This is a genomic window from Shinella sp. Sh6 (genome assembly GCF_055392685.1).
Genome location: NZ_AP044005.1, coordinates 2,328,955 through 2,345,645 on the forward strand (window position 1 = coordinate 2,328,955; position 16,691 = coordinate 2,345,645).

A 16,691-nucleotide genomic window follows, 5' to 3' on the forward strand; every position below is an offset into this window, starting at 1 on the left:
GGAAGTTACAAAGGTGCCGGCAGGCGGATGAGGGGCGAACGCCCACACCCCTGCGCCCTACTCCTCCGGCTCCGTCTGGAACAGCAGCGGAAAGCCCGCTTCCTTGGCAAGGTCCGTCGCCTCCTTCGCCTTGGTCTCGGCGATGTCGCGCGCGCAGACGACCACCACCGAGGTGCCCATCTTGTGCGCGGTCAGCATCACGCGGTGGCTCGTCTCCTCGCTCATGCCGAACACGGCCTTCAGCACCAGGACGACGAATTCGCGCGGCGTGTAGTCGTCGTTGACGAGGATGACCTTGTAGAGCCGCGGCCGTTCCAGCTTCGGCTTCACGGTCGTTTTCGGGGTGAGGACGGTGTCACCGTTGCTCATGGGAAGCTCCTCGCATCGGCTTCGCGCGGTGTGCCTTCCATTGTGCACCCGGGGCCGGGCGACTTCAAGGCCGGCGGCCCCGAGGCCCTTGACCCTGCCCCGTCCTTCCCCCATAGCGAGGGCAACGATTTTCCTGAGACGAATGGACCACCTCCATGGGCTTCAAATGCGGTATCGTCGGTCTGCCGAATGTCGGCAAGTCGACCCTCTTCAACGCGCTGACCAAGACGGCGGCTGCGCAGGCGGCGAACTATCCCTTCTGCACCATCGAGCCGAACACCGGCGAAGTCGCCGTGCCGGACCCGCGCATGAAGGCGCTCGCCACCGTCGCGGGCTCGAAGGAGATCATCCCGACGCGCATCTCCTTCGTCGACATCGCCGGCCTCGTGCGCGGCGCCTCCAAGGGTGAAGGCCTCGGCAACAAGTTCCTCGCCAACATCCGCGAAGTCGATGCCGTGGTGCATGTGCTGCGCTGCTTCGAGGACACCGACATCACCCATGTCGAAGGCCGCATCGACCCCGTCGCCGACGCCGAGACGATCGAGACCGAGCTGATGCTCGCCGACCTCGAGAGCCTGGAGCGCCGCGTCGAGCAGACCCGCAAGCGCGCGACCGGCAAGGACAAGGAATCCGTGGCGCAGCTTCCGGTCATGGAAGCCGTCATCAAGCTCCTCAACGAGGGCAAGCCGGCGCGCCTTCTCCTCAAGACGCTGGCGCCCGAGGAGATCGACATCCTCAAGGGCCTCAACCTCCTGACCTCGCACCCGGTCCTCTACGTCTGCAACGTCGCGGAAGCGGATGCCGTGACCGGCAATGCCCATACCGAGGCCGTCGCCGCCATGGCGAAGGAACAGGGCGCCGAATGCGTCGTCATTTCCGCCGCCATCGAATCGGAGGTCGCCCAGCTTCCCGAGGAGGAAGCGGCCGAGTTCCTTTCCGCGCTCGGCCTTCAGGAAGCCGGCCTCGACCGGCTGATCCGCGCCGGCTATCACCTGCTCGACCTCATCACCTATTTCACCGTCGGCCCCAAGGAGACCCGCGCCTGGACCATCGTGCGCGGCACCAAGGCCCCGCAGGCCGCCGGCGTCATCCATACGGATTTCGAGCGCGGCTTCATCCGCGCCTTCACCATCGCCTATGACGACTACATCGCCTACAAGGGCGAAGTCGGCGCCAAGGAAGCCGGCAAGGGCCGCGACGAAGGCAAGGAATACGTGGTGCAGGACGGCGACGTCATCCACTTCCGCTTCAACACGTAAGATCGCTTGTCTCTGCCGATCCCGCTGCCGCCCTTCACCGAAGAGGCGGCAGTTTCTCTTTGAGGGCCAGCGGCAGCGGCGTGACGGCCCAGCGCCGGAAATGCGGCCAGCCGACCCCGATGGTCAGCACCACGAGCCCGACGATCAGCAGCGTCGCGAAGACGTAGGTTTCGGGCCCGGCGGCCGTGTTGCGCAGCATGCTCGCCGTCGCCAGCCCAAGGGAGACCAGTCCCGAGGTGACGAAGGCGCGCCGGTCGATGACAAGCCCGATCGTCATGAACACCGCGACGATGGCGATGACGATCAGCGCGTCCGGCAGGCCCTTCTCGGCGCTGAAGAGCGCATCGTCGTTGAAATCCCTCAGGAAGACCAGCGCCAGCATCGCATAGAGCAGCGCCGGCGCCGTCGCCAGGTGCAGCCAGAAGGCGACGTCCGAACGCCGCGTCACCCGGAAGCGGTCGGAAAGGTCGTAGCGCATCGCCACCGTAAACAACGCCAACGCCCCGGCAAGGAAGATCGCCGCGGAAGCCGAGGGATGGGCGAGGATGAAATCCCCCTGCCCGCTCACCCTCGACAGGCCGAGGAACACGAGGCCGAGCGCGATGCCGGCAAGCGACACGGTCCACAGGCTGAGCGCCAGCGGAATGCGGTAGCGCAGGTAGAACGGCCCCATCAGCAGCGTGAAGGGCAGCATGGTCAGCACGAAGCGCAGCATCGGCTCGGCGTCCGGCCCGAGCCGGTCCTCGAGCAGGACGATACTCGTCATGAAGATCCAGTGCGCGAAGATCAGCGTCAGCGCCACCGCCGGAAGGGCGAGCCGCTGCCGCCGCACCAGGATCTCGGCAAGGACGATCACCGCCGGCAGCACGCCGAACAGCGAGCCGACGCCCCAGACGCCGGCCATGGCGATGCAGAGGCCGATGGTGATCAGCACGTCGTGGAAGCCGCGGATGAAGCGCGGCGCCTCCGTATCCTCGACCGGGGCGATCACCTCCGCCTCCGCCGGCCCGGCAATGTCGAGCGCCGTGCCCGCTGCCGGCACGGCGAGGCCGACGCCGCGCGCCTCCATGTAGGGCAGCAGCCGTGCCGCCTGCTCGGGCGACAGGAGGCCCTCGCCGGCCGCTCCATCGAGCACGGATTTCAAGGTCTGCATGGTCGAATCTCCGATGACGGCCGACCCGCACCTTAAACACGCGGCGGCCGCTGGCAAGGCTTGCAAAAGGCTGCCCCGCCCGCCATGCTCTGCCCGCAACAGGACGGACGGGACGTGGCCAGCTATACTTTCGAAGACTTTACGCCGGGCCGCCGCTTCGAATTCGAGAAGCGGACGATGACGGCAGACGCGATCATCGCCTTTGCGCGGGAATTCGACCCGCAGCCCATGCATCTCGACGAGGCGGCCGGCCGGGCCAGCATCCTCGGCGGCCTTGCCGCCTCCGGCTGGCACACCAGCGCCGTGATGATGCGCATGCTCTACGAGGCCTATATAAACGGCTCGACCTCGGAAGGCTCGCCCGGCGTCGACCTCATGGAATGGAAGCGCCCTGTGCTGGCCGGCGATACGCTGGGCGGCCATTGCGCGGTGCTGGAGGCGCGCGTCTCGCGCTCGCGGCCGGAGATCGGCATCGTGCGCCTGCGCGCCGAGGTGACGAACCAGCGCGACGAGGTCGTCGCGGTCTGCGAGTATATCAACATGATGCGCCTTGCGGCGACGGGAGCCGGCCATGCGCATGACTGAGCTTTACGCTCTCAACGAGACGGTCGATATCGGCAGCCTCACCTTCACGGCGGAGGATATCGTGCGCTTTGCGCGGGACTTCGACCCGCAGCCCTTCCATCTCGACGCGGAGCTTGCCAGGGATACCCTCTTCGGCGGCCTCTGCGCCTCCGGCTGGCACACCAGCGCCGGCTGGATGAAATGCTTCCTCGCCTTCTGGGCGGGCGAATGCCGGCGGCTTGCGGAAAAGGGCATCACGCCGCCGAACCTCGGCCCCTCGCCGGGCTTTACCCGGCTCGGCTGGCTGCGCCCCGTCTTCGCCGGCGACACGATCACCTATTCGGTGAGCCTCCTCGGCTCCCGCGCGCTCGCCTCCTACCCGGACCGCGTGATGAACACAATCCTCTGCGCCGGCCGCAACCAGAACGACGAGCCGGTCATCCGCTTCGAGAGCACGGTGCTGGAGTTTATTTGAGGGCGCGGGGGCTCACCCCCCTCTGGCCTGCCGGCCATCTCCCCCACAAGGGGGGAGATCGGCAAGACGCAAGGGCATTGCTCAAATCGCAACGTTAAAGAAGGGCGAAACATCACTCCATCCAATCTCCCCCCTTGAGGGGGAGATGCCCGGTAGGGCAGAGGGGGGTGAGCCGCGAACGCCGGACCCGCCTCAATCCCCGTCGAACGAAATCAGCGTGCGTACTTCCACGCCCAGCGCTTCCAGCTTGCGGCGCCCGCCAAGGCCGGGCAGGTCGATGACGAAGCAGGCGGCGACGATGTCGGCGCCCATCTGGCGCAAGAGCTTGACGGCCGCTTCCGCCGTACCGCCGGTGGCGATGAGGTCGTCGACGAGGATGACCTTCTCGCCCGGCTTGACCGCATCCTTGTGCATTTCCATCTCGTCCACGCCGTATTCCAGGCTGTAGGCGATGCGCACGGTCTCGTGCGGCAGCTTGCCCTTCTTGCGGATCGGCACGAAGCCGGTGGAGAGCTGGTGGGCCATGGCGCCGCCGAGGATGAAGCCGCGCGCCTCGATGCCGGCGACCTTGGCGACGCCGATGCCGGCATAGGGATGCACCAGCTCGTCCACCGCGCGGCGGAAGGCGCGCGGGTTTCCGAGCAGCGTGGTGATGTCGCGGAACACGATGCCGGGCTTGGGATAGTCCGGGATATTGCGGATCGCGGCGATGAGTTCTTCTTCGACGGTGGATTTCAGGCTGGACATGAGGGTTTCCCGGCTGCGGCGCTTCGTCCGGTTATTGCAGGTGCGGCCGCCGGCCTCAACAAAAAAGGCGGCCCGGAGGCCGCCTTTCAACCGTGCGGGAAAACCGCTCAGTGTTCCTTGTTCGCGTAGACCGACTTCTTCGTCAGGTAGATCAGGCCGGTGAAGATCACCAGGAAGACCATGACCATGAAGCCGGTGCGCTTGCGCTCTTCCAGGTGGGGCTCGGCGGCCCACATCAGGAAGGCGGCGACGTCGTGGGCGTACTGGTCGACCGTCTGCGGCGAGCCGTCGTCATAGGTGACCTGGTCGTCGGAGATCGGCTTGGCCATGGCGAGCGCCGCGGCGTTTGCGAAATACGGGTTGTAGTGCGTGCCTTCGGCGACTTCGATATTCGCCGGCTGCTCTTCGTCGTAGCCCGTCAGCAGCGAGTAGATATAGTCCGGCCCGCCTTCCTGGTACTGCGTGAAGATGTCGAAGATGAACTGCGGGAAGCCGCGGGTGATGCCGCGTGCCTTGGCGAGCAGCGACATGTCCGGGGGAGCAGCGCCGTTGTTGGCGGCGGCGGCGGCCTCGTCGTTCGGGAACGGAGACGGGAAGTGATCCGAAGGCAGGGCCTTGCGGGTGTACATCTCGCCGTCGCTGTTCGGGCCGTCCTGCACTTCGTAGTTCGCCGCGAAGGCCTTCACCTGCGCTTCGGAATAGCCGAGGCCTTCCAGCGTGCGGAAGGACACGAGGTGCATGGAATGGCATGCCGAACAGACTTCGGTGTAGACCTTCAGGCCGCGCTGGAGCTGGCCCTTGTCATACTTGCCGAACGGACCGGCGAAGGACCATTCCTGCTCCTTCGGGTGGCGGAGGGGATAGTGCGGCGTGGCGTGTTCGGCCTCCGCACCGGCGGCGGGCGCGGCATCCTCCGCCGTGGCGAAGGAGACGCCGAGGCCGGCGACGAGGGCAAGCGACAGAATGCCTGCGACTAGCTTTTTCATTGTCATTGTTCCTTTCGTCGCTCAGATCAGGCCTTGGCGGTGTTCTTTTCCAGAACCGCTTCCGTGATGGAGTTCGGAATGCGCTTCGGGGTTTCGATCAGGCCGAGGAGCGGCATGAGGACGATGAAGAAGCCGAAGTAGTAGAGCGTGCCGAGCTGCGAGAGGACGACGTAGACGCCTTCCGCGGGCTGGGCGCCGAGCCAGCCGAGCATGATGGCATTGGCGACGAACAGCCAGAAGAACAGCTTGTACCACGGACGGTAGACGGCCGAGCGGACCTTCGACGTGTCGAGCCAGGGCAGGAAGAACAGCACGATGATCGCGCCGAACATCACGAGGACGCCGCCGAGCTTGGAGTCGATCGGGCCGACGTTGAAGGTGATGGCGCGCAGCATCGCGTAGAACGGCAGGTAGTACCATTCCGGAACGATGTGGGCCGGGGTCTTCAGCGGGTTGGCCATCGTGTAGTTGTCGGGATGGCCGAGGTAGTTCGGCATGTAGAAGATGAACCAGGCGAAGACGATCAGGAAGACCGAGACGCCGAGCGCATCCTTGACGGTGGCATAGGGCGTGAAGGCGACCGTGTCGGTCTTGGACTTCACCTCGACGCCCGTCGGGTTCGTCTGGCCGGTGACGTGCAGCGCCCAGATGTGCAGCACGACGACGCCGGCGATCATGAAGGGCAAGAGGTAGTGCAGCGAGAAGAAGCGGTTCAGCGTCGGGTTGTCGACCGCGAAGCCGCCGAGCAGGAACTGCTGGATCCACTCGCCGACCCACGGGAAGGCCGAGAAGAAGCCGGTGATGACCGTCGCGCCCCAGAAGGACATCTGGCCCCAGGGCAGGACGTAGCCCATGAAGCCGGTCGCCATCATCAGGAGATAGATGACGACGCCGAGGATCCAGAGGATTTCGCGCGGCGCCTTGTAGGAGCCGTAGTAGAGGCCGCGGGCGATGTGGAGATAGACCGCGATGAAGAAGAAGGACGCGCCGTTGGCGTGCATGTAGCGCAGCAGCCAGCCGTGGTTCACGTCGCGCATGATCTTCTCGACCGAGTTGAACGCGACCGAGGTCTCGGCGGCATAGTGCATGGCGAGCACGACGCCGGTGAGGATCTGCACGATGAGCATCACCGACAGCATGGCGCCGAAGGTGTAGGCATAGTTCAGGTTGCGCGGAACCGGATAGGAAACGAAGCTGTCATGGATCATGCGCGGCAGAGGCAGGCGCGAGTCGACCCATTTTTCGATGCCAGTCGTCGGCTGGTAGGTTGAATGTTCAGCACTCATTATCAGTAGTCCCCTCAACCGATCTTGATGACTGTGTCGGATACGAACGAGTAGGTCGGCACGGCGAGGTTCTGCGGTGCCGGACCCTTACGGATGCGGCCTGCTGTATCGTAGTGCGAACCGTGGCAGGGACAGAACCACCCGCCGAAATCGCCGGCCTGGCCGAGCGGAACGCAGCCCAGATGGGTACAGGAGCCGATCATGACGATCCAGTTCTCCTTGCCCTCGCCGGCCGAACGGTCGACGTCCGTCGCTTCGGCATCGGCGGGAATGTTGGCGTTGCGGGCGACCGGGTCCTTGAGGTCGGTCAGCGGAACGGCCTTGGCCTCTTCCACTTCCTTGTCCGTGCGGTTGCGGATGAAGACCGGCTTGCCGCGCCACTTGGCCGTCAGCGACATGCCGGGCTCGAGGCTGGAGACATCGACCTCGATGGAGGCGAGTGCCAGCGTGGACGCGTCCGGGCGCATCTGGTCGATGAACGGCCAGGCGACCGCCACGCCGCCCACGACGCCCGCCATACCCGTGGTCAGGTAAAGAAAATCGCGGCGAGTGGGCTCGCCCAGGGATTCGCTTGTTGTCTCGTGTTCGCTCACGGCTAAACCATCCTCTCACGCAAAGTCTCGCGGAAACCCGCAACGCCCCTTTGGAAACCGGCAAGATCCGGACACAATACGGCCATAGATTCCCCGTCAATCCGGCGCGTTCTATGCTTGATCGCAAATTATGTCCAGCCTTGGCAAGGGGAGGTGGGCACATTGTCGCGGGAAAAACGGGCCATCTTGACAGGCCGGACGCATCGCCCTGAACATTCGGCATTTCCGAAGTGAAAAAGCCAGCGAAATACGACGCTTGGCCGTCCTATTGCGCCGCGTCCTCATGGCCGAGGAATCCGCCCGACTGGCGCGACCAAAGATCCGCATAGAGCCCGCCCTTCGCAACAAGCGCGCCATGCGTCCCCTCCTCCACGATATGGCCGCGATCCATGACAATCAGCCGGTCGAGCGCGGCGATGGTGGAGAGGCGGTGCGCGATGGCGAGCACGGTCTTGCCGCGCATCAGACGCTCGAGGTTCGACTGGATCGCCGCCTCGACCTCCGAATCGAGCGCCGACGTCGCCTCGTCCAGCACGAGGATCGGCGCGTCCTTCAGCATGACGCGGGCAATGGCGATGCGCTGGCGCTGGCCGCCGGAGAGCTTTACGCCGCGCTCGCCGACATGGGCGTCGTAGCCCGTCCGGCCGCGCTGGTCTTCCAGGGAGAGGATAAAGTCGTGCGCCTCGGCGCGCCGGGCCGCCTCGATCATCTCGGCCTCGCTCGCATCCGGATTGCCGAAGAGGATGTTGTCGCGGATCGAGCGGTGGAGCAGCGCCGTATCCTGGCTGACCATGCCGATATTGGCGCGCAGGCTCTCCTGCGTGACCGTCGCGATATCCGTGCCGCCGACGAGGATGCGCCCGCCTTCCAGATCGTAGAAGCGCAGCAGCAGGTTGACGAGCGTGGACTTGCCCGCGCCCGAGCGCCCGACAATGCCGACCTTCTCGCCCGGCCGGATGGAGAGCGAGAGATTGTCGATGACGCCGGAGGCGCGGCCGTAGTGGAAGCGCACGGCCTCGAAGCGGACATCCGGCCGCTCGACCGTCAGCGCCGGCGCATCCGGCTTGTCGACGAGGCCGATCGGCTGGGAGATGAGGTCGGCGGAATTCTGGATCGTGCCGATATTGCGCATGATGCTGTTGAGCTGCGTCATCAGCCGATTCAGCAGGAAGTTCAGCCTGAGCACCAGCGCCATGGTGAAGGCGACGGCGCCCGAGCTGATGAGGCCGGTGAGCCAGAGGTGGATGCACAGCACCGCCATGCCGGCGATCATCAGGCCGGAGAGGAAGGCGAGCGAGGCGCGCAGCGACGTGAGCAGCCGCGTGAAATCGAGGATCGTCGTCTGGAAGACATCGAAGCCGTCGCGCATGTAACGGTCGTTCGCCTCGTCGCGCCCGAAGAGCTTCAGCGTCTGGATGTTGGAATAGGCGTCGACCATGCGCCCGCTGATCATGGAGGCGGCCTCGGCCGACTGGCGCGAATGCTCCCGGATGCGCGGCACGAAGTAGCGCGCCAGCACGGCGAAGACCGAGAGCCAGACGAAAAGCACCGCCGCCAGCTTCCAGTCGAGCTGGCCGAGCAGCACGAGCGTCGAGGCCGTGTAGATCGTCACGAACCAGATGCTTTCGAGAAACGAGGTGATGACGTCGCCCGTCGCCTGCCCCGCCGACCAGACCTTGGTGACGATGCGGCCGGAGAAATCGTTCTGGAAGAAGGAAAGCGACTGGCGCGCCACATGCACATAGGATTGCCAGCGCACGAGATTATAAAAGCCCGGCGTGATGACCTGCTGGTCGACCAGCGCGGCAAGGAAGGCGACGACGAAGCGCACGATGCCGATGAGCGCGAGCATCATGAGGAGTTCCGGCCCGTGCGCGGCAAGAAGCCCGCTCCACCCCTCGCCCGGCTTCACGGTCGCCAGCATGTCGACGAGCCGGCCGACGAACCAGAACGTCGCCGCCTCGATCCCCGCCGTGATGCCGCCCAGCACCAAGAGCGCGGCGAACGGCGCCTTGGCCTGCCGGACATAGAACCAGACGAAGGCGAACAGCTCCCGCGGCGGCCGCAGGTCGTCCCGCCGCGCGAAGGGCTGTATCCAGTTCTCGAAGAAGGAGAAAAGCGGCCGGAAGATCATGCCCCCGATATAGGCCGTTTTGAACGGCGGGCAAATTAAAGATCGGAAAGCTACCGTTCCAAAATCCGCTCGATATCCCGTCGCCCGTGAAGAATCCGAACGACCGTGAGGGCGTCATCGGCGACGAGATAATAGATCTTCATATCGTCGAATCCCTCGATCGGCCACGTCCGCAAACCTGCAAGCCGTGGGCTCTTCATCGGGCGCGGCGCTCCTGCCTGTGGCGTATGGGAAAGATGCTCGATGGCGATACGGGCAGCGGCGAGAAAACGGTCGGCTATATGCTCCTGGCCAATCTCGATGAAATAACCGACCTGCCGGACGATATCCGCGCGGGCGGCAGGAAGGACGAGGGTTTTCAACGCGCGCCGCTTTTGCGCGGACACGCTGCAAGAAGCTGGGCGGCCTCGGTCTTCAGCTCCGTCCAGAAGGCAGCATCCGGGACATCGCCTTTTCCGGAAGCGAGGCCTTCGAGCAGCAACGCCTCCAGCCGTGCGTCCTTCTCCTTCTCCTGAGCATCGCGCAGGAGGCTGCGGAAATATTCACTGACATTGCCGTAGCCCTTCGTCTCGATCTGGCTCTCGACGAAAGATTTCAGGGTATCGGGCAGGGAGATCGTGATCGTCGCCATCGCAGCATTCCTTCCTCTTCGTTCTCTATAGCAGAGTTCTCAACGCATCCCAACAGATAAGAACAAATGGGAAGACACTCTCCCCTTTCGAGAAGGGTGTCTTCGAAGGCTTACTCCGCGGCCACTTCCGGCTCCGCTTCGGCGTCGTCGGCGATGAAGCCGCCGGACTGGCGGGTCCACAGGTCGGCGTAGATGCCGCCCTTGGCGACGAGCTCGGCGTGGGTGCCGGTCTCGTGGATGCGGCCCTTGTCGAGAACGACGAGGCGGTCCATCTCGGTCAGGGTCGACAGGCGGTGCGCGATGGCGATCACCGTCTTGCCCTGCATGAGGGCGAAGAGGTTTTCCTGGATCGCCGCCTCGACTTCCGAATCGAGCGCCGAAGTCGCCTCGTCCAGCACCAGGATCGGCGCGTCCTTCAGGAAGACGCGGGCGATCGCGATACGCTGGCGCTGGCCGCCGGAGAGTTTCACGCCGCGCTCGCCGACCTGTGCGTCGAGGCCGGAGCGACCCTGCTGGTCGGAAAGCCCCTCGATGAACTCCCAGGCATTGGCGCGTTTGGCCGCCTCGATGATCTCGGCGTCGCTCGCCTCCGGCTTACCGTAGGCGATGTTGTCGCGGATCGAGCGGTGCAGCAGGGAGGTATCCTGCGTGACGACGCCGATCTGCGAGCGCAGGCTGTCCTGCGTCACCGTGGCGATGTCCTTGCCGTCGATGGTGATCCTGCCGGCTTCGAGATCGTAGAACCGCAGCAGCACGTTCATCAGCGTCGTCTTGCCGGCGCCGGAGCGCCCGACGAGGCCGACCTTCTCGCCCGCGGCGATGTCGAGCGACAAGTCCTCGATCGCGCCCTTGTTCTTGCCGTAGTGGAAGCGGACGTGGTCGAAGCGGATCGCGCCCCTCGCGACCGGCAATGCGGGCGCCTCGGGATGGTCCTTGATGTCGTGCGGCTTGGTCATCATGCCCATGCCGTCGAAGACCGTGCCGATGTTCTCGAAGAGCGCGGTCACTTCCCACATCACCCATTGCGACATGCCGTTGATGCGCATGGCAAGGCCGACGGCGACCGCCACGGCGCCGACCGTCACGTCGCCGGACATCCAGAAATAGATGCCGACCGCAGCCGTCAGGGCCATCGCCACGACATTGTTGATGTCGATGGCGATGTTGAAGGCGGTGATGAGCCGCATCTGCCTGTGCACGGTCTGGAGGAACCCGTCCATGCCCTCGCGGGCATAGCTCTCCTCGCGTCCGGCATGGGAGAACAGCTTGACCGTCGCGATATTGGTGTAGCTGTCGACGATCCGGCCCGTCATCATCGAGCGCGCATCCGCCTGCTCGCGCGAGACCACCATGAGCTTCGGCACGAAGTAGCGCAGGATGCTGAGGTAGACGACCAGCCACACCATCAGCGGCACGACGAGGCGCAGGTCCGCCGAGGCGATGATCGCGATCATCGAGACGAAGTAGCTGATGACATAGATGAAGACGTCGATGATCTTCATCACCGTCTCGCGCACGGCGAGCGCCGTCTGCATCACCTTCGTCGAGACGCGGCCGGCGAACTCGTTGGAGAAGAAGGTCATGCTCTGGCGGATGAGGTAGCGGTGCATCTGCCAGCGGGCGATCATCGGGAAATTGCCGGCGAGCGCCTGGTGCATGGTCATCGTGTGCAGCGCGCCGACGCCCGGAATGAGGACGAGCAGCAGCACCGCCATCCAGACGAGCGTGCCGCCCTCGCGGGCAAGGAAGGTACCCGGGTCGCCAGCCGAGAGCCAGTCGACGATATTGCCGAGGAACTGGAACAGCAGCACCTCGGCGATGCCGAGCGCCATGGAGCAGAAGCCGAGCACGAAAAGCCACGGCGCCGCCGGCTTCGTATAGTGCCACAGGAAGGCGAAAAGGCCCTTCGGCGGCAGAGAGGGCGCCTCGGAAGGATAGGGATTCAAACGTCTTTCGAACCAGCCGAACATGGCTATCTCCGTAATATCAAAGACGGAACCGGCACGGACGGCGCAAAACGGGCGCGGCCGGGGCTCCGGAGGAATGCCGCGGGGCGACGAAAGGCGTCACGCGGCGAATTGAAACAATGGGTCTGCGAAGGGGATTTGGGCGGCGATGTGCCTACGCGAGAAGAGGCGTGATGCCGGCCGGGAGGCGGCGCCGATGCGTGATATTCATCTTGATCCTCCCTGTTCTCGCGTTGAAGATGCCCCTTGGTTAGCCCGAAACGGCGCAATTTGCCAGCGGCTTCGTCGCAAATGCGCATCTGCGGCCAATTCTGTTGCCACGGCGCCACAGGCACGCTAGGCGGAAGGCCATGTCCGCCCTGCGCATCGCTCTCTACCAGCCCGATATCGCCGGCAATACCGGCACGATCCTGCGCCTTGCCGCCTGCCTCGGCCTTTCGGTCGACATCATCGAGCCGGCGGGCTTCGATATTTCCGACCGCAGCCTGAAGCGGGCCGGCATGGACTACCTCGCCGCCGTGACGCTGACGCGGCATGTGAGCTGGGACCGGTTCGAGGAATGGCGGGCGGAAAGCAGCCGCCGCCTCGTCCTCGCCTCCACCAAGGCGGCCGGGCTCTACACGGACTTCGCCTACCTTCCGGACGACATCCTGCTCTTCGGCCGCGAGAGCGCCGGGGTGCCGGACCGCGTGCACGAGACGGCGGACGGCCGCGTGCTCATCCCCATGGTCGAGGGGCAGCGCTCCATCAACGTCGCGCTGTCGGCCGCGATGATCTGCGGCGAGGCGCTGCGCCAGACGGGCTTTGCCTGACCTAGCCATGGCCGGGCCGCAGGAGGCACGCGGCGAAGGCCGCAAGGCCGATGGCGAGCGTGACCGCCCCGGCAACCGCGAAGGCCCCGTCAAAGCCGAGGCTGCCGACCAGCGGCTGCGAGACGATGGGCGAGAGGAACTGGCCGGCGAAGATGCCGGAGACGAGAAGGCCGGAAATGCGCCCGCGCAGAGCCGGCGGAGCGAGCAGCATGGCGCTTGCCGCAAATGTCGGCATGATCGTGCCCATGCAGATACCGGAAACCGTCATGGCGAGGAGGACCGCCGCATAGCTTTCGGCGTGCCATAAGAGGAGATAGGAAATCCCCGCCGAGGTGAAACCGAGGCCGAAGAGCCCGACCAGCCCGAGCCGGCGGCGCAGCGGCGCGAAGGCGAGTGCGCTCACCACGCCGACGATCTGGCCCGCCCCGATCGCCACGCCGGCAAGGCTCGGCGCACCGAAGCCGAGCGCCCTCAGATAGAAGGGAAGCTGCGTCGGGATCATGTAGAAGGCGATCATGTTGATGGCGGCGGCGAGAAAGAGAAGGCCGAGCAGCGCCATCGCCCGCCCGCCGAGCCGGTCCCCTTCCCCGGCCGTTGCCGGACCGGCCGGGCGCGCGCGATGCGGCTCCGGCAGGAAGGCGAGCGCGGCCGGCAGGATGAGGAGCGCGACGGTGTAGATGAGGAACGGCCCTCGCCAGTGCACCTCCGCAAGGAACCCGCCGCCCGTCAGGAAGATCGTGCCGCCGACGCCGACGAAGGCCTGCTGCAGGCCCATGTAGCGGTCGCGCGCCGCCCCCTGGAAGAAATCGCCGACGAGCGCCGTCGTCGCCGTCATCAGGCCGCCGACGGCGATGCCCAGCACCGCGCGGCCGACGAGCAACCCCGGCAGCGTATCGAGGACGAGGCCGGACGCCCCGGCGACGGCGAAGAGCGCAAGCGAGAAGAGCACCAGCGGCTTGCGGCCGAAGCGGTCGACGAGGAAGCCCGCGGCCGGCGAGAAGAGCGCGATGAAGACGGCCGGCAGCGTCAGCACGAGGCGGCTCAGCAGCGCCACGTTCTCCACATCGGCAAAGCGCGCCGCAATGCCCGGCAGCGACGCGGAGATCGTCGCGCCGGACATGATGGTGAGCGTGCTGATGAAGAGCAGCGTCGCGTTGCGCCGGAACTCTTCCGGGGAACGCGCCACTTCCGCTGCCGCAAAGTGTTCCGGCTTCATGCCGCCGCCTCGTCGTATCGGGTTGCGATCCGCGCCGTCTTCAGCGCGTCCGCCCACCAGGTCAGCCGCTTCATCAGCACGGCAAGCTGGCCGTTCAGGTGGCCGGGCCGGAACGGGTTGCCGGCGGGATCGAACTGCGTCCAAGCATGGGCAAGGCTCACTGTCTCGCGGATCGCCACGGCATGCAACTCGGCAAAGACCAGCCGGAGCTGTTCCACGGCGCGAAGCCCACCGGAAACCCCGCCGTAGGAGACGAAGGCGACGGGCTTGGCATGCCAGGGCCGGAAGCAGCTATCGATGATCGCCTTCAGCGCCGCCGGATAGGCATGGTTGTATTCCGGCGTCACGATGAGGAAGGCATCGGCCTGCGAGATCCGGCTCTCGACCAGTTCCGCCGAGGCCTCGTCGAGGCCGCCGGGCGTGAAGGAAAGCTCGGCCGGGTCGATGCGCACGATGTTGTATTGATGGAAGCCGGCAAGCTCCGGCTCCAGCCAGCCCGCGATCGTATCGGCAAAGCGCCCCTCGCGGCCGCTGCCATAGATGAGGGCGATGGTCAGTCTTTCTGTCATGCGGAAAATGCTCCATTGGAAAAAGAGGGAGCAGCCCGTATAAAACCTCAACCAATATTGAGGTCAACAGCGATGACGCAAAAAACTGCAAGGGACGGAGCCCCCCGGGAGCTCACCGTCGGCGAGGTGGCCGAGCGCAGCGGCGTCGCCGTCTCCACGCTGCATTTCTACGAGACCAAGGGGCTGATCGAAAGCAGCCGCAACCGCGGCAACCAGCGGCGCTATCCGCGCAGCATCCTGCGGCGCGTGGCGGTGATCAAGGTCGCCCAGCGCACCGGCATTCCGCTCGGCGAGATCGCCGAGGCGCTGTCCGTGCTGCCGCACGACCGGCCGCTGACGGCGAAGGACTGGAAGAAGCTGTCGGCGACCTGGCGCCACCAGCTCGACGAGCGCATCGCCCGCCTGACGAAGCTGCGCGACCAGCTCGACGGCTGCATCGGCTGCGGCTGCCTTTCCATGCAGGAATGTCCGCTGCGCAACCCGCTGGACGCGCTGGGAGCGGAAGGCCCCGGCGCGCGGCTGCTGGAGCCTGGCGCTAGCTGAGGCGGGTGGCGAGCAGCTTGTCGACGCGCCGGCCGTCCATGTCGACGACCTCGAAGCGCCAGCCCTGGGTCTCGGTGATCTCGCCGGTCTTCGGCAGCTTCTGCAGCGATTCGATGACCAGGCCGGCGGCCGTCTGGTAGCTGCGGCGGGCGGGCAACTGCAGGCCGAGCCGGTCGGCCATCTCGTCGATGGGCATGGAGCCGGCGATCAGCCACGAGCCGTCCTCGCGCTGCACCGCATAGTCGTCATCGCCCTCGTCGATATCGGCACGGAAGACGCCGGCAATCGCCTCCAGCACGTCGGCCGGCGTGATGACGCCTTCGAAGTGGCCGTATTCGTCATGGATGAGCAGGATCGGCACTTCGGAATTGCGCAATGTCTCCAGCACGCGCATCGCGTCCATCGTGTCGGGCACGATGGGCGCCTGACGGACGAAGGCGCGCACGTCGAGCGGCTGGCCCGTCAGCATGGCCGAGAGCAGCTCGCGCTTCTGCACGATGCCGACGATGGTTTCCGGCCCGCCGTCGGCGACCGGCAGGCGCGAATGCGGCGTCTCGATGATCTGCTGGCGGATTTCCTCCGGCGTATCGTCGAGGTCGATCCAGTCGACGTCGTTGCGCGGCGTCATGAGGCCGCGCGCCTCGCGGTCGGAAAAGCGCATGACGCCCGCGATCATCAGCTTCTCGCCGCCCTCGATGACGCCCGCCGCCTCGGCCTCGGCGACGATGGTCTTGATCTCCTCGTCGGTGACGACGCTCTCGGCGACCTCGTGCTGGCCGGTGAGCCGGAAGATCAGCCGCGTCGAGGCGTCGAGTACCCAGACGGCCGGCGCGCCCACCTTCGACAGGAGCGACATGGTCGGCGCGACGAGCGTGGCGAAGCGCTCGGGGTTCTTCAGCGCGATCTGCTTGGGCACAAGCTCGCCGACGACGACCGAAAGATAGGTGATGAAGGAGATGACGATGCCGTAGCCGAGCGGATCGACCAGCCATTCCGGCACGCCCTGCGCATGCAGGATGTCCCGCAGGCGCCCGCCGAGCGCGGCGCCCGAGAAGGCGCCGGCGAGGATGCCGATGAGCGTGATGCCGATCTGCACGGTGGAGAGGAACTTGCCGGGGTCCTCCGCCAGCTTGAGCGCGGCGGCGGCGCCGCGCGAGCCCTGGGCCGCCATGGTTTTCAGCCGCGGCTTGCGCGAGGAGACGATGGAAAGCTCGGAAAGGGCGAAGACCCCGTTCAAGAGGATCAGGAAGACGGCAATCGCGAGTTCGAACAAGGGCTATGAGCCGTGCTTGAGAACCGCAACGGCGCCTTTCTATTGATGACGATGCGCGCAAGATAAGGATGCGACGGCCCGTCGTCAATCGAGCGTGTCGCCGGCAGGCCTTCG

18 protein-coding genes are annotated in these 16,691 nt (G+C 65.7%); 5 read left to right on the top strand and 13 right to left on the bottom strand.

Annotated elements, in window-relative coordinates; genetic code table 11:
* Positions 1-57 precede the first annotated feature (57 nt).
* Positions 58-369, bottom strand: coding sequence for an ATP-dependent Clp protease adapter ClpS (clpS, locus tag ACZ5TO_RS11255; protein ID WP_184143430.1), 312 nt, complete (start codon positions 367-369; stop codon positions 58-60).
* A 155-nt stretch (positions 370-524) separates the two neighbouring features.
* On the opposite strand from clpS, the gene ychF reads away from it, so the two are divergent.
* Positions 525-1,628, top strand: a complete 1,104-nt coding sequence (gene ychF / locus ACZ5TO_RS11260) for a redox-regulated ATPase YchF (RefSeq protein ID WP_464798144.1) — start codon at positions 525-527, stop codon at positions 1,626-1,628.
* Between the two features lie 34 nt (positions 1,629-1,662).
* Here ychF and ACZ5TO_RS11265 read toward each other — a convergent pair whose 3' ends face one another.
* Positions 1,663-2,781 carry a hypothetical protein gene (locus tag ACZ5TO_RS11265; RefSeq protein ID WP_464798145.1) on the bottom strand — a complete coding sequence of 373 codons (1,119 nt, stop codon included), beginning with the start codon at positions 2,779-2,781 and terminating at the stop codon, positions 1,663-1,665.
* A gap of 84 nt (positions 2,782-2,865) precedes the next feature.
* On the opposite strand from ACZ5TO_RS11265, the gene ACZ5TO_RS11270 reads away from it, so the two are divergent.
* Both ACZ5TO_RS11270 and ACZ5TO_RS11275 read left to right on the top strand, forming a co-directional pair.
* On the top strand, positions 2,866-3,366 hold the full coding sequence (locus tag ACZ5TO_RS11270) for a MaoC family dehydratase (RefSeq protein WP_184143436.1): 501 nt from the start codon (positions 2,866-2,868) through the stop codon (positions 3,364-3,366).
* Positions 3,353-3,820 (top strand): MaoC family dehydratase, encoded by a 468-nt coding sequence (locus ACZ5TO_RS11275; protein ID WP_464798146.1) that lies wholly within the window; start codon positions 3,353-3,355, stop codon positions 3,818-3,820. The genes ACZ5TO_RS11270 and ACZ5TO_RS11275 overlap by 14 nt, the downstream gene beginning before the upstream one ends.
* Before the next feature lie 192 nt (positions 3,821-4,012).
* Here the strand turns inward: ACZ5TO_RS11275 and ACZ5TO_RS11280 are convergent, their stop codons facing one another.
* From ACZ5TO_RS11280 to ACZ5TO_RS11315, 8 genes are all read right to left on the bottom strand, one after another.
* Positions 4,013-4,567, bottom strand: coding sequence for an adenine phosphoribosyltransferase (locus tag ACZ5TO_RS11280; RefSeq protein ID WP_464798147.1), 555 nt, complete (start codon positions 4,565-4,567; stop codon positions 4,013-4,015).
* Between the two features lie 107 nt (positions 4,568-4,674).
* Positions 4,675-5,553, bottom strand: a complete 879-nt coding sequence (locus ACZ5TO_RS11285) for a cytochrome c1 (protein ID WP_184143442.1) — start codon at positions 5,551-5,553, stop codon at positions 4,675-4,677.
* Positions 5,554-5,579: 26 nt separating this feature from the next.
* Positions 5,580-6,839 (bottom strand): cytochrome b, encoded by a 1,260-nt coding sequence (locus ACZ5TO_RS11290; RefSeq protein WP_184143467.1) that lies wholly within the window; start codon positions 6,837-6,839, stop codon positions 5,580-5,582.
* 14 nt (positions 6,840-6,853) lie between these two features.
* Positions 6,854-7,432 (bottom strand): ubiquinol-cytochrome c reductase iron-sulfur subunit, encoded by a 579-nt coding sequence (gene petA, locus ACZ5TO_RS11295; RefSeq protein ID WP_184143469.1) that lies wholly within the window; start codon positions 7,430-7,432, stop codon positions 6,854-6,856.
* 265 nt (positions 7,433-7,697) lie between these two features.
* Positions 7,698-9,566 (bottom strand): ABC transporter ATP-binding protein, encoded by a 1,869-nt coding sequence (locus ACZ5TO_RS11300; protein WP_464798148.1) that lies wholly within the window; start codon positions 9,564-9,566, stop codon positions 7,698-7,700.
* Positions 9,567-9,616: 50 nt separating this feature from the next.
* Positions 9,617-9,928, bottom strand: a complete 312-nt coding sequence (locus ACZ5TO_RS11305) for a type II toxin-antitoxin system RelE/ParE family toxin (RefSeq protein WP_464798149.1) — start codon at positions 9,926-9,928, stop codon at positions 9,617-9,619.
* Entirely contained in the window at positions 9,925-10,197 is a 273-nt protein-coding gene (locus tag ACZ5TO_RS11310; protein ID WP_464798150.1) for a type II toxin-antitoxin system ParD family antitoxin, read from the bottom strand. Before ACZ5TO_RS11310 ends, ACZ5TO_RS11305 begins: the two co-directional genes overlap by 4 nt.
* A gap of 110 nt (positions 10,198-10,307) precedes the next feature.
* Complete coding sequence (locus ACZ5TO_RS11315; RefSeq protein ID WP_464798151.1) at positions 10,308-12,167, bottom strand: ABC transporter ATP-binding protein; 1,860 nt, start codon at positions 12,165-12,167, stop codon at positions 10,308-10,310.
* Positions 12,168-12,514: 347 nt separating this feature from the next.
* Here ACZ5TO_RS11315 and ACZ5TO_RS11320 point away from each other — a divergent pair, with 347 nt between their 5' ends.
* On the top strand, positions 12,515-12,976 hold the full coding sequence (locus ACZ5TO_RS11320; RefSeq protein WP_464798152.1) for a tRNA (cytidine(34)-2'-O)-methyltransferase: 462 nt from the start codon (positions 12,515-12,517) through the stop codon (positions 12,974-12,976).
* A 1-nt stretch (position 12,977) separates the two neighbouring features.
* Here ACZ5TO_RS11320 and ACZ5TO_RS11325 read toward each other — a convergent pair whose 3' ends face one another.
* Together ACZ5TO_RS11325 and ACZ5TO_RS11330 are read right to left on the bottom strand one after the other, a co-directional pair.
* Positions 12,978-14,192: an MFS transporter gene (locus ACZ5TO_RS11325; RefSeq protein WP_464798153.1), complete on the bottom strand. Its 1,215-nt coding sequence runs from the start codon at positions 14,190-14,192 to the stop codon at positions 12,978-12,980.
* Positions 14,189-14,761 carry an NADPH-dependent FMN reductase gene (locus ACZ5TO_RS11330; protein ID WP_184143483.1) on the bottom strand — a complete coding sequence of 191 codons (573 nt, stop codon included), beginning with the start codon at positions 14,759-14,761 and terminating at the stop codon, positions 14,189-14,191. Before ACZ5TO_RS11330 ends, ACZ5TO_RS11325 begins: the two co-directional genes overlap by 4 nt.
* A gap of 72 nt (positions 14,762-14,833) precedes the next feature.
* Here ACZ5TO_RS11330 and soxR point away from each other — a divergent pair, with 72 nt between their 5' ends.
* Positions 14,834-15,304, top strand: coding sequence for a redox-sensitive transcriptional activator SoxR (gene soxR, locus ACZ5TO_RS11335; RefSeq protein ID WP_464798154.1), 471 nt, complete (start codon positions 14,834-14,836; stop codon positions 15,302-15,304).
* On the opposite strand, the gene ACZ5TO_RS11340 is transcribed toward soxR, so the two are convergent.
* Positions 15,297-16,577 (bottom strand): hemolysin family protein, encoded by a 1,281-nt coding sequence (locus ACZ5TO_RS11340; protein WP_184143487.1) that lies wholly within the window; start codon positions 16,575-16,577, stop codon positions 15,297-15,299. The genes soxR and ACZ5TO_RS11340 overlap by 8 nt on opposite strands.
* Positions 16,578-16,691: the final 114 nt, after the last annotated feature.